This is a genomic window from Vibrio sp. Isolate30, from assembly GCF_022397975.1.
Taxonomy (GTDB): Bacteria; Pseudomonadota; Gammaproteobacteria; order Enterobacterales; family Vibrionaceae; genus Vibrio; species Vibrio fortis.
In genome coordinates, this window is sequence record NZ_JAKEUS010000001.1 from 1,573,781 (window position 1) to 1,587,097 (window position 13,317).

Sequence of the window (13,317 nt, forward strand, 5' to 3'; positions counted from 1 at the left end):
CTTGGCAGTGATCGCCACTTGGTTAGACGATTCCCAAGCTATCAAAAAGCTCGTACAACTGGTGAGATTTGTATGGCTTGGGAAGATAAGCATTCATACCTGCTTCAAAACAGTCCTTGATGTCTTCGTCAAGCACGCTAGCAGTTAATGCGATGATTGGTAGCGGTGCGATACCTTGCTCTTTCTCCCATGCTCGAATTGCCTGAGTCGCGGTAATACCATCCATGACAGGCATCATACAATCCATGAGTATCGCGTCAAATTGCTCCCCCTGAGTCACAACATCGACGGCTTCCTGCCCATTGCTGGTGATGATGTACTCATAGCCCGCTTTTTCCAAAAAGAAGCTCGCAATTTTCTGATTCATTAAATTATCTTCAACGATCAGTATTCTTCGATTGAGTTCATGGACATCTTCCGATTTCGTCGGCTTATCCGCGGCTTGACTAACGCCACTGTCTAGTGCGAGTAGACTGTTTGAAAAACGCTTTCCTAAAAATGGGACTGTGTGTGTCGAATGCACTGACTCGGTAATTTGATTGGTTTTAAACAAGTGATGCTGACAAACAATCACCTTAGAAATTGGATAGCGCTGTTTCAATGCAGCAAGGTCGCGATCCATTTGTTGATGCAACGTATGGCAATAGAGCAGAACATCACAATCTAGCTGCGAGTTCGAGATGTCATTAATCGACGGAACCACTTCAGACTGAATTCCAAAACGTTCACACTCTCGGCTTAATTGCGCTACATAGTTAAAGCTATTAGAAACAATGAGTGCCGTTTTCAAGTTATCGAATGTTTTCGGTTTACTTTCTACAGTATCAACATAGAAACTGAAGATGAACTTTGAGCCTTCGCCTTTTACTGACATTGCCGCAATTCGGCCATCCATAAGGTCAATCAACTGACGACAGATTGCCAAACCCAACCCCGTACCACCAAATTGACGCGTGATACTGCCATCCTCTTGAGTAAATGGCTCAAATATAGAGTCGAGCTTACTCTCTTCTATACCAATCCCCGTATCTGCAACTTGGCACTCCACCATGCCTCTTGTTTCCGAACTGGGTGTATAGGTTACCGTCGTGCTGATCGCACCTGAGTCGGTAAATTTGATCGCGTTTGACAACAAGTTGGTCATTACCTGACGTAACCGGTGTTCATCAAATAACAACTGGTGCGGTGTATTCGCGTCTATGTTGATATTCAACTCGACATTCTTACTGATCGCTTTAGACAAAATAACACTAACAGAGTCATACACCACTTCACGTAGATCAGCCGCTTGAGGGGAGAGCAACAAATTACCTGATTCAATCTTCGACAAATCGAGAATATCGTTGAGCAACACAAGCAGAGTGTGAGAGGAGGATTCAATATCAGACAAAACCTCTTGTTGATTTGCATTCAATTGACTCTGCGAGAGGATTTCAGCCATCCCGATAATGCCATTGAGCGGGGTTCGAATTTCATGAGACATATTCGCTAAAAAGGCACTTTTGGCACGGTTAGCTGAAATAGCATCCTCTTTTGCTTCAATCAAATCCCGGTAGTGTTGTTGATTGTCGCTCATGATCTCGTTGACCTTGTCCGCAAATTGAGTCAGCTCATCATGTCCTTCTGTTTCAATGGGCTTATGCTCGCCTGTGCCACGATTTTGGTCCGACATACCATCAAGAATGTAAGAGAGGTTTCGATTCAGACGTAGTGACGTCGTTGACGTCAGCCAAAATACCAACGACGCCAAAGTAATAACAAACATCGTCGTCAGTGTGGTGCGGATCTTTTGCTCTTCAATCCGCGCAGCGAGTTGCCCTTGAAGCTCTGCGGTGTAGCTATCCACCACCTGCAGTGTAACAACATGCCTCTGTTCTAAGCCAGAGACGTAATGTTTGATCTCCTGTGAATCAAATTGCCTCTTAAATATCCGCTCTCTGAAATCAATACTCTCTTGATACTCCTTACTAGCAAACACATCAATGAGCTGTCGGAGTCGTATAGAAGAATCACTGTTTCGGATAAAGGCATTGAGATACTGGGATTGTCGATGAATAGTACTGAGATACTGATCAAGGCTGTCTTCTCTCAACTCCGGATAAAGGTAAAGCTTGTAACCAACCCACGCTTCTTTCTGCGTCCAAAACACAAAGTTATTGAGATCACTGAAGATCTTCCCTTCTATCTTGATACTGTCATCCGCAAGAAATATATCGACATCATTCAGTTCAACCAATATCTCCTGCAATACATCAAATGCTAATACGCCAAGATACGGTCTTTGTGCGGGCGACGGTTGTTGGAGCTCGATCAATACTTGATTAAAATCTCGAAGTGAATTGGCGATATCCCATTGAGCAGAAAGCCCTTCTAATTGTTTGTTGTACTGGAGAATAAGATCAAATTCTTTGTTCGCAGAGGTGTAAGCACTTTCTCGGATTGGGGAGGAGTTTGGTAGCCTGAGTAAACGATATATATCGCCAGACAACGCACTAAAGGCCTGAAGCGCCTCAACCCTGACTCGCGTCGCTTCCAAGTTCGTTACCTGTTCTCTATTCTTTAACGCCTCATTTATCGTAAAACCGAGCATAAAGAGAATCGAGATAGAGGACAGCAAAATCAACCGCCACCTAATTGATATATTTATCATTTCCGTTAAATCACTCCCTTCCTTGAAAGCAATGTCACCAGTCTAGTTTTAATAATAGGACACTCACGGCGTTTAATTGATCAAATATGCAACTTGTACCGAACAATTCCATACACACAACCTATGAATCACGACAAATTCATAGACTAAGTCGCAGTTACTCATCGCCATTGTTGCTATTGTGAATCTTATTAGTATCAAATTTGCCAGTAAATAAAGCGTCAGAAGTGGATTTATCTAGTAAATAAGTCGAATATTTTTCGTGTTAAATCCTTAAGAATTCCTCGCAATAGGCTAATTTGGGCGAGCTATAGACTTAGGTGGATACATTTCCACCACATTGTTAACTCATTCCATTTATTTGACTATTTTGATCACACTTTAAAACCCCAAAAAGCAACCGTTTGCATTCTCTTTTTGATCTAAGTATTTTTCGACAAAAAATAAGTGCTACAAATTGATAAAGTCAATAGTGTTGCATATCACAAAATTCGACGTTATAACCAAAGATTCTAGCTAAATCAGCCAATATAGCTGGATTTAATTTTACTAGCAGAATAACAAGCCTTACCTTACAATCCCGCCACATAAAAATTACAACTTAAATACAAGCCTAATTCGTGCCAATAAAAGTGACAATTTAAGATCACAGCACAACGGTTTATCCCCCAAGCAGGTAAGCACCCTACACTCGCCAAGCCTGCAAAACTTAACGTGAAAGGTCCCAAGTAAAGATGAGCCCTGAAAAGCACCTCCTAGACTGGCAAACTAGTCAAACTATTGCTGAATCTATCGCCCCAACTCTTGGTCAGCTATACCGTCAAAAAGGCGTTGAAGTCATTCTCTTCGGAAAGACTCTAGTTAACGCAACGACTATTGACATCATCAAAGCTCACCGACTTTCAAAGCACTACACAGGCTCCCCGCTTACCCCTTCACAAACACAACCAATTATCCAACACCTACTTTCAATGCGCTTATCTCCTTGTCGCGTTGATGTGGGTCGCCTAGCGCATCAATACTGGGAAAACCACGATGATGTTGCTGCGATGGATGACTTTCTTCAAACGGCTCTAGTTGAGTCACTAGAAGGCGAAGCGATGACTAAGCCTCGTGATGTTGTGTTGTACGGTTTCGGTCGTATCGGTCGACTACTTACTCGTATTCTTGTTGAGAAAAGTGGCCCAGGTTACCCACTTCGCCTACGTGCTATCGTGGTTCGTGGTGGTAAAGATGGTGATCTAGAGAAGCGTGCTAGCCTACTGCGCCGTGACTCAGTACATGGCCAATTCAACGGCAGCATCGTTATAGATAGTGAGCGCAAAGCAATCATTGTTAACGGTAACTTCATTCAAGTTATCTACGCGAACAAGCCAGAAGATGTTGATTACACGGCTTACGGTATTGATAACGCTCTGGTTGTTGATAACACAGGTGTGTGGCGTGACGCAGAAGGCCTAGGCCAGCACGTTGCGTGTAACGGTGCAAGCAAAGTACTTCTTACAGCTCCAGGTAAAGGCGACATCAAGAACGTTGTATTTGGTGTGAACGAAGATGTTATCAAACCAGAAGATACGATCATCTCAGCAGCAAGCTGTACGACAAACGCTATCACTCCTGTATTGAAAGCAGTACACGACAAGTTTGGCGTAACATCGGGTCACATTGAGACAGTTCACTCGTTCACAAACGACCAAAACCTGATTGATAACTTCCACTCAGGCGATCGTCGTGGCCGTGCAGCTTCACTGAACATGGTTCTGACTTCAACAGGTGCTGCGAAAGCGGTAGCGAAGGCAATGCCTGAGATGGCTGGTAAGCTAACTGGTAACGCAATTCGCGTACCGACGCCAAACGTGTCAATGGCAGTTGCTAACCTAAACCTAGAAACAGGTACAACGAAAGAAGAGCTAAACACGTACCTACGTGAAATGGCGCTATCTTCTCCACTTTCAGCGCAAATCGACTACACAGATTCAACGGAAGTGGTATCAACTGACTTAGTCGGTTCTCGTCACCCAGGCGTTGTCGATGGGGTTGCAACAATTGCACAAGACAACCGCGCTGTACTTTATATCTGGTACGACAATGAGTTCGGATACAGCTGCCAAGTGGTTCACTGTATGGAACAGATGATGGGCGTACGCTACAAAACTTACCCAGCGGTTTAATCCTCTAGGTATGAAAAGCTCCACAACATAATAATCATATAGGCGAAGTTCGTATGAGCTTCGCTCCCCCCCCTTTCCTCGAGTACTTTACGGTCAATTCTTGGAAGGTTGCCACTTGGTTCTGCTCTCTCTAACCGAACTAAGTGGCCTTTTTCATCCTAGTGATTCAGATACTAACATCACTAAAACATATAATATGCCGAACTACCCGAGTTCGACTTCTAGCTCACTCTCAATAGTGCTTGAACATGCCAATACATAGCCTTGTTCAATCTCTTCCGCGGTAAGCGTTTCTTGGCTGCTCGAAGTAACACTGCCCTTGGTGACTTTGCATTTACAAGAGCCACAAATACCACTGCGGCACGCAATGATGATCGGCACACCCGCCTTCTCTAATGAATCTGCTAGCGGCGTTCCTAAATCAGCTTCAACTTTCGCACCAAACGCAGGAACGAATACTTCAACTGACCCGCCTTGCGCTCCAACTTCTGTTTCGTCCGTAGACTCCAGCTTCGAGATTGGCGTAAAGCTCTCTTGGTAGAAGTTAGCCATGTTGAATTCAAGCTCAGTCAAGTAACCTTCTACGTCTTCCATGAAGCCAACTGGACCACATAGATACACGGTTCTTTCTAGAATGTCAGGAGACAGGCGAACCAACCAACTCTTATCTAGACGTCCTTGCGGCGCGGTTGTGCCTTGGTTATCTTTCAGTAATAGTTTTAAGTTAAAGTTCGGATGCATGTCATCTAACTGACTGAGCTCTTCAAAGTAGATGGTTTCATGCTTGCTGCGAGCCTGATGGATGAAGTCAATTTCAATCGCGGGATCGTGCTTCAACCAATACTTAACCATTGAAATCACTGGCGTAATGCCACAGCCAGCACTCACTAAAGTCACTTTGTTTGTCGCACTTGGTTTACAATCAATACAGTTAAATTCACCCGCCGGTTTGAGTACCGTTACTTCATCCCCTTCGTCTAGTTCATCGACAATGAAGTTTGAGACTAACCCGCCCTCGACACGTTTTACCGTCAATTTTAAGCGGTTATCATCCGTATCTGAGGCAATGGAGTAAGCTCGATAGTCCATTTTCTGTGGCATATTCAAACCAAGCGTAATAAATTGACCCGGCTTGAAATTGAAGTGGAGATCTTGTGGGATAGAGCCCAGTTCAAAGCTAACCGTATCCGGCGTTTCATGCCACTTTTTAAGACAAACCAAAGAGATTGAATCGCTATCAGACCAAGCGTACATAGTTATACTCACTTTTATAATTTGGGATGAACGACAAAAGCCTCGGGCCACAAATAGAATCTCTCTATTAGGCTCGAGGCTTGGTTAGCGAGATTAAGCCGCTAGGATTGTTTTAAGATCTTGTTCAGGTGTAGAAATAGCACGCATGTCGAACTCATCTTGAATGATCTTCAGTAGGTTCTCGGTTAAGAACGCAGGTGCGGTTGGACCTGTGTAAATCCCTTTAACACCTAGTGCAAACAGAGTCAGTAGGATGACAATCGCTTTCTGCTCAAACCAAGAGAGTACTAGTGTCAGTGGAAGCTCATTAATGCCACAATCAAACTCTTGCGACAGTGCAAGTGCAAGTTGAATCGCAGAGTAAGCGTCATTACATTGGCCAACATCTAGAAGACGTGGGATGCCGTTAATGTCGCCAAACTGGTTCTTGTTGAAACGGAACTTACCACAAGCAAGAGTTAGGATAACTGAATCGTCAGGTGCTTGAGCCGTAAAGTCGGTGTAGTAGCTACGCTCAGCTTTATCACCATCACAACCACCCACTAGGAAGAAGTGTTTGATGTTGCCTTCTTTTACTTGCTCAACAACAGCCGGAGCCGCTTCCATAAGCGCATTGCGACCAAAACCAACCGTGATCATCTGTTCGATCTCGTCGTGTTTGAAGCCCTCTTGCGCTAATGCACAATCAATAACTGCGCTGAAGTCATCGCCTTCAAGGTGAGCAACACCTGGCCAGCCTACAATGCTACGTGTGAATAGACGATCTGCGTACGCGCCAACATCTGGGTTAAGTAGACAGTTAGAGGTCATCACAATCGCACCTGGGAAGTTAGCGAACTCTTTTTGTTGGTTCTGCCATGCGCTACCGTAGTTACCTGCTAAGTGTGGGTACTTGCTTAGTTCTGGGTAACCGTGAGCTGGAAGCATCTCACCATTGGTGTAAACATTGATACCCTTGCCTTCCGTCTGTTGCAGGATTTTTTCTAAGTCATGTAGGTCGTGACCAGAAACAAGGATACAGTGACCTTTCTTCGTTTTAACGTTCACGGCTGTTGGCTGTGGGTGACCAAAAGTATCGGTTTCGCCTTTGTCCAGCATCTCCATTACTTTGTAGTTCATCAGGCCAATCTGCATTGATGTATCAAGCAGCTGTTTTAGATCTGTTGGATCAGTACCTAAGAACGCCATGATTTGGTGGTATTCAGCGTGTATATCTTGGTCAGTTTGACCAAGTACACGTGCGTGTTCCATGTATGCTGCAGCACCTTTCAAACCATATAGACACAGTAGGCGTAGGCCAATCACGTCTTCGTGTTGCGAGTCATGGCCACGGTTAACAGCAGCTTGTGGTGCAAGAGCCAGTAACTGACTGCTATCCGTAGGAAGATCGAACTGAGCAGCTGGAGACAATGCAGGAATTTCTAAACCAACGAGCAGTGCAGCAGCACGAACTTGCTGCTCTAAACGCTGCTTGTACTCGTGTGACTGTTGAGCAAATTCGATGATACGCTCAGGGTCGAAGTTAACATTCGTTAATGTCGCGAAAAATGCTCGTGGTGCCCACTCATCGATTTCCGTATCAATAACGTTGCAAGCGCGGCCTAGATTGGCCCAAAAAGAAACCCCTTGCAGTGAGTACACCAACACATCTTGCAGATCAGAAACTTCAGAAGTTTTACCACACATACCTTGTGCAAATGAGCAGCCTTTAACTGTCGGTGTTTGAATAGTTTGTTCACATTGAATACAGAACATATTGGGCTCCAGTAATAGTCGTTTGTTGTAAGTTCTTGGCTCACAATGATTTATTTTTCCTACACCCTAGAGCACCTTCCGTGCCAACTTTTAAGTTATTGTTTTATATATACAAATGGTTATATCCATAATAATGATGCGTATTTATGACTACAAAATCCCACTAAAAATAAACACACCTATGTCAATATGACTGCAAATAATTTTTTGAACACCGTTCATGTTTCGTTCAGAAAAGCTTTGTTAGAGTGACAGCATAGAAAAAGAGGAAATGAATTATGAAAAATATCTTAGTGACTGTTGCAGCTCTCTTCACTGGTCTTATCGCGCTATTCACCAGCTTGCTGCTTGCTATCCCTCTAACGATTGCAGCCCTCATCACAGGGAAAAAAATTCAGAAGCAGATGAGCCAACAAGGCTTTACATCTCGTATGAATAACCACTACTCGTCAAATCGAGATGCCGGTGTGATTGAAGGCGAATACGAAGACCTGTCGAACAAGCGATAACACAACGTTTCGTTAGCTTTGTTACAGTGGGCATTAGGCCCACTTTTGAACTCACACCATCTACAAGAAACCGATTAATAGATCAGGCATGAACAAAATCATTAAATTCAGCTTACCGACACTCGCATTGATTGGCATATTTGGTTGTTCTCATGAACCTATTGTTCCCGCATATCAAGCTTCTGGTGAGCTTCCAGCTTATCAACAAGATAATTTTGAACGCTATCAATCAGATACACAGGAATGGTTAGCCTCACACCGTATATTTGTTTCGCAAGATCACCAGAAAGAGATTGAGCTAAACTCTCCAACCGAATATCAGCCACAGCAACCAAACGGCCAAGCCGTGTTGCTTGTTCACGGCTTGGGTGATTCCCCTTACTCATTTCACGACATAGCAACTTATCTTGCTCAGCAAGGCTATCTGGTACGTACGGTGTTACTCCCTGGTCACGGAAGTCGCGTCGCAGACCTAATGTTACCTAGTTTGGAAGACTGGCAGGAGGTTGTGGATCACCACACCAAACTACTTCAACAAGAGTATGACTCTGTATGGCTTGGAGGTTACTCTACCGGTGCAAACCTCGTCACATCACAAGCAATAAAAGACGATACTATTTCGGGTCTGCTGCTGTTCTCGCCAGCGTTTCAACCGAAATCTTCGGCGGTGCAATTTGCTGAACTGGCGAGCTACTTCGTTACATGGGCAGATCAGGATCCTGAAGACAATATGCTGCGCTACAACTCTTTACCCATGAACGGGGCATCGGTTTACTATCAAACTTCCGAAGTCGTACGCAACGATCTTCAAGATGGGCAATACGACAAACCGGTCTTCGTATTAATGAGCGAAGGCGATAGTGTAATAGACACGCAATATGTAGAAAGCGCCTTTACCCAATCTATGCCAAACCCAAGCAATGTACTGATCTGGCAAGGGGAGCAAGATTTAAGCGACCCTAGATCTGTGCGCTATAGTATGAAATTGCCAGAACAACGCATCTCTAATGGCTCACACATGGGATTACTCTTCTCGCCACAGAACCCATATTACGGCATCAATGGCAGTGAGAAGATCTGCTCTAATGGTCAAGCTGAAGGGTTAGAGGAAAAGTGCCAAGCAGGCGAGGAAACATGGTATTCCGCATGGGGTTATCAAGAGCCAGACAAGAACCACGCTCGCTTAACTTTCAACCCATACTTTGAAGATAACATGCACAAGCTCAGCGATATGATGGCGTCTAGCGGTACTATGGCAAATACGCAGAAACAATGATCTGCAGAGAGAAACCATCGGCATCACTTTCAAAAAAAGGCTCACCACAAACATGGTGAGCCTTTCCGTTTCTATAGTGTCTTTACTAGATTGTCCACACCACACGTGCGGCTAATAAGATCAATACCACACCTGATAGCCTATCTATTAGCTGGGCCTGAGAACGAATGCGATCAACAATCATTGGGCTAGAAAGCACCAGTGTGATGAAGGTATACCACAAACCATCCACAATCAATGGAGTCGAGACAATGATCACCTTATTCATCAGCTCATTCCCCAAAGCGACAAACTGGCTAAATAGAGCGATAAAGAACAGGGCAATCTTTGGACTCAGAATTGAGATAAGAAAGGCTTCACGAGCAGACTGCATATAAGTAACTGGTTCCCCGCCTTCCAATTTTGCGGCGACACCGCCTTTCGAACGCAGCGCATTAACTCCAAGATATGCCAGGTAAGCAGCACCCGCTAAGCTAATGCCTTTAAACAAAAGTGGTGACTGTTCAAGGACGACCGCCAAGCCGATAATAGTGGCAAACGCATAGATACCGATACCTGCCGCGTGTGCCCACGCCGCAATCAAACCATTCATTCGTCCACCAGCAAGGCTATGCTTTGCGATCATTGCCAAGCTTGGTCCCGGTGACATCGCCCCCAATAAGCAGATAGCTAAAAGAGAAAACCAAATCGTTATTGTCATTATTCCATTCCTACACTCAATTTCTGCGAAGCAGACTGTCCTCGCTGACTATATTGTCACCTTAAGTTGAACGAGATATAAATTGAAATCAAAGATAATCATCATTGCTATGATTTGAATTCATACTGATATTGTAACTGGATTTTTGCATCGCGAGGTACGCCTTCTCCCGTACCCATTTATGAGCAGAATCGTTATCAAACTTAGGGTGCCACATCAGCCAATAGGTATGACTGTCCGTCTCAAAAGGCAAAGAACGATAGGTCAAAGGTTGATGGCGAGCTAGGTTGTACGCAATATGCTCTGGCACGATCATCAAATAATCATCTTGGCTAAGCACATTACATGCTGCGGAGAAAAACGGTACTTTCAGTGCCACTCTTCGGGTGTAGCCTAACTGCTTCAACGCAATGTCAGCTTGAGTATCTTTATCACCACCGCCGGTCACCTTGATGTGTGCAAAATTGACCAAATCATCGATACTCAATGCTTTTTTTTGCGCAAGTGGGTGCGAGCTTCGCATCAGACATACCGATTTATCTTCACCGAGCTTCATGCTTGAAACATGCTCTGGTTTGCTAGGAAACATACTAGATGCCAAGTGAATCCCCATATCGTGAAGACATTCAAGGTAACTGGGATCCCATAATCGATAAGCGAGATTGATATGCGGTGCCACCTCAGAAACATCGGCAACAATATTAGGGAGTATGTATTGAGCAACATAATCACTCGACGCAAGTACTAACTCCCCTTTCCACTCTTTAGGATCAAAAGGTTGGTCATCAAGAAGGTGGTCAAACTCTCCGAGCAAAGCATCCAGTTTCTCTTTGAGTAACAAAGCACGAGAAGTCGGAATGAGTTTATTGCCGTCTCTTACCAGTAAGGGATCGCTACACAGTTCCCTTAGTTGAGAGAGCTGACGACTGACCGCCGATTGCGTGATATGGAGTCTTTCCGCAGCGCGACTCACATGACACTCTTCAAGCAGAACATGCAGCGAGCGCAGCAGATTAAGGTTAATGTTGCCTAACATGAAACGCCTTACCGAGTTTGCTTATTAAAAAATTCAGTGAGCACTGTATGGGTCATCAACTGGCGAAGGTCAGCGTAACTGTGCAGCTGATCGCGGATTCGATTAAGGTGCTCCATACTTTCAACTTCCACATAAAGCATCATGTCTGTCTCACCACTGATGGAGTGACACCACTGAACACCATCAATCTGGTAGATAGATTGCGCATACGATTCGCAACTGTGGTCACTGCTTGAGAGATCAAACTTTAAAGAGATGTAAGCGCAAACATTCTTTGACGAATTCGCATCCGCGACTCGCGCGTAATACCCTTGAATCACTTGATCACTTTCAAGTTTCTTCATTCTTGCATTGACCGCCGAACGGGATAGATTGACCTCTCTTGCAATATCACTGACCGAGCAGCGCCCATCATTTTTTAGAATATCGACGATTTGACGATCAAATTTATCCATTGTGCTCACGACTTCCATTGTTCTAGTTATTTCAACTTCCTAATTTGACACAAATTTCAACGTTAGAACAGCCGACACTTTCACTTCTAAATACCAAAACTCCGTTAAAATGACACCTAGTTACGACGTTTCGCTAGCTGCAATCTCTACAATGACGGGGTATGCTTTTGTGATAAAACATAGCGCTGGCGAATCGGATACCAGCCAAGAAAAGATCTTCAAGGATGGCGAATGACACAACTCAAGCAAGAAATTACCCTGCTTTCCGGTATAGGGCAGCTTTCTACGACTCTATTAGGAACCGGGCTATTCATGATTCCCGCAATTGCAGCGGGCATCGCTGGACAGTTGTCACTCCTCGCTTGGTTGATCCTTTTTATTGCGATTTGCCCAATCGCTCTCACATTCGCAGCACTTGGAAAACGCTATCCCAACGCCGGTGGTACTGCTTACTTCGTTCGCCAAGCTTTTGGACAACGCATGGAAACCGCGGTGGCCTGGCTATTTGTAAGTGTGATTCCTGTAGGTATCCCTGCAGCGATCGCCTTAGCCGGAGGATTTGCCCAGCAACTATTACCAACACCGCTTAACGCACCACTCACGGCCCAATTTTTAACTGTGGTATTGCTGATCATTGTGAACCTGCTAGGCAGCAAATCTTCAGGTCGACTACAAACTGTTATTGCTCTATCTATTTTCGCTCTCGTTAGCGCTTTTGTTTGGAAAGCGGATATCGGAATGTCGGATGTCGCGATTCCAAGTGTCGATTCGAACTCAATGTGGGCTATTGGTTCTGCCTTAGCTGTCATGTTCTGGTGTTTTGTTGGTATTGAAGCCTTTGCCCACATGGGAGAAGAGTTTAAGAACCCGCAAAGAGACTTTCCTATCGCTATCATCGCAGGCTGCTTTGTTGCAGGGTTGGTTTACTGGGCATGTTCGGTGGTCATTTTAAAACTCGGTGCGTATGGCTCTGCTGAGTTTGATGCGACAGCGATTCCATGGATCACCGAGCAACTGTTTGGTGCCGGTTTTAAAACAGTCATTAGTGTACTCGGATTTTTTGCCTGCTTTGCCAGCCTCAATCTGTATACACAAAGTCTATCACGCATGATATGGGCACAAGCTCGCCAACATAAACCAAATGGAAAAATGGCACAGCTCAATACTCGTGGTGCACCACTTTATCCAACGATTGCTATCGGTGCTGTAGCACTCTTGTCTTGTGTGATTGGAGAGCTCTCTTCCTTAGACCTCGAGTTTTTCCTCAAACTCGCTAACGGCATCTTTGTACTGGTTTACCTGTTAGCTATGCTCGCAGCCTGTCGATTACTGTCAGGTGCCGGCCAGTATGTCGCAATGTTATCATTGGCACTGTGCACCTTAGTCTTCATCTGTTTGAGTTGGTCAATGCTCTATGCCTGTGTCGTTTTTGCAGCCCTACTGTTGCCATGGCGTCGCTGGCTAGGTCGACCTCGAGTGTCATTAGAGTAACAACCTAGCGTTCAACAAGA

General features: G+C 44.7%; 10 protein-coding genes. 4 read left to right on the forward strand and 6 right to left on the reverse strand.

Annotated features, from left to right (window positions below; translation table 11 throughout):
- Positions 1 to 22: 22 nt before the first annotated feature.
- On the reverse strand, positions 23 to 2,590 hold the full coding sequence (locus L1D60_RS06855) for an ATP-binding protein (protein ID WP_239840479.1): 2,568 nt from the start codon (positions 2,588 to 2,590) through the stop codon (positions 23 to 25).
- 794 nt (positions 2,591 to 3,384) lie between these two features.
- Between L1D60_RS06855 and L1D60_RS06860 the strand changes: the two genes are divergently transcribed.
- Positions 3,385 to 4,821 (forward strand): glyceraldehyde-3-phosphate dehydrogenase, encoded by a 1,437-nt coding sequence (locus L1D60_RS06860; RefSeq protein WP_239840342.1) that lies wholly within the window; start codon positions 3,385 to 3,387, stop codon positions 4,819 to 4,821.
- A 204-nt stretch (positions 4,822 to 5,025) separates the two neighbouring features.
- On the opposite strand, the gene L1D60_RS06865 is transcribed toward L1D60_RS06860, so the two are convergent.
- The gene (locus tag L1D60_RS06865) at positions 5,026 to 6,075 is read right to left on the reverse strand and encodes a hybrid-cluster NAD(P)-dependent oxidoreductase (RefSeq protein ID WP_239840343.1); all 1,050 of its coding nucleotides are present in this window, start codon (positions 6,073 to 6,075) and stop codon (positions 5,026 to 5,028) included.
- Between the two features lie 93 nt (positions 6,076 to 6,168).
- Positions 6,169 to 7,830, reverse strand: coding sequence for a hydroxylamine reductase (gene hcp, locus L1D60_RS06870; protein ID WP_239840344.1), 1,662 nt, complete (start codon positions 7,828 to 7,830; stop codon positions 6,169 to 6,171).
- Positions 7,831 to 8,108: 278 nt separating this feature from the next.
- Here hcp and L1D60_RS06875 point away from each other — a divergent pair, with 278 nt between their 5' ends.
- Complete coding sequence (locus L1D60_RS06875; protein WP_239840345.1) at positions 8,109 to 8,339, forward strand: hypothetical protein; 231 nt, start codon at positions 8,109 to 8,111, stop codon at positions 8,337 to 8,339.
- An 88-nt stretch (positions 8,340 to 8,427) separates the two neighbouring features.
- Entirely contained in the window at positions 8,428 to 9,615 is a 1,188-nt protein-coding gene (locus L1D60_RS06880; protein WP_239840346.1) for an alpha/beta fold hydrolase, read from the forward strand.
- Between the two features lie 85 nt (positions 9,616 to 9,700).
- Here L1D60_RS06880 and L1D60_RS06885 read toward each other — a convergent pair whose 3' ends face one another.
- The 3 genes from L1D60_RS06885 to L1D60_RS06895 all read right to left on the reverse strand — a co-directional run bounded on the left by L1D60_RS06885 (position 9,701) and on the right by L1D60_RS06895 (position 11,806).
- Entirely contained in the window at positions 9,701 to 10,315 is a 615-nt protein-coding gene (locus L1D60_RS06885) for a LysE family translocator (protein WP_239840347.1), read from the reverse strand.
- An 88-nt stretch (positions 10,316 to 10,403) separates the two neighbouring features.
- Positions 10,404 to 11,351, reverse strand: coding sequence for a LysR family transcriptional regulator (locus L1D60_RS06890; protein ID WP_239840348.1), 948 nt, complete (start codon positions 11,349 to 11,351; stop codon positions 10,404 to 10,406).
- 8 nt (positions 11,352 to 11,359) lie between these two features.
- Positions 11,360 to 11,806, reverse strand: coding sequence for an Lrp/AsnC family transcriptional regulator (locus L1D60_RS06895; protein WP_239840349.1), 447 nt, complete (start codon positions 11,804 to 11,806; stop codon positions 11,360 to 11,362).
- 231 nt (positions 11,807 to 12,037) lie between these two features.
- Here L1D60_RS06895 and yjeH point away from each other — a divergent pair, with 231 nt between their 5' ends.
- Complete coding sequence (yjeH, locus tag L1D60_RS06900) at positions 12,038 to 13,297, forward strand: L-methionine/branched-chain amino acid transporter (protein ID WP_239840350.1); 1,260 nt, start codon at positions 12,038 to 12,040, stop codon at positions 13,295 to 13,297.
- Positions 13,298 to 13,317: the final 20 nt, after the last annotated feature.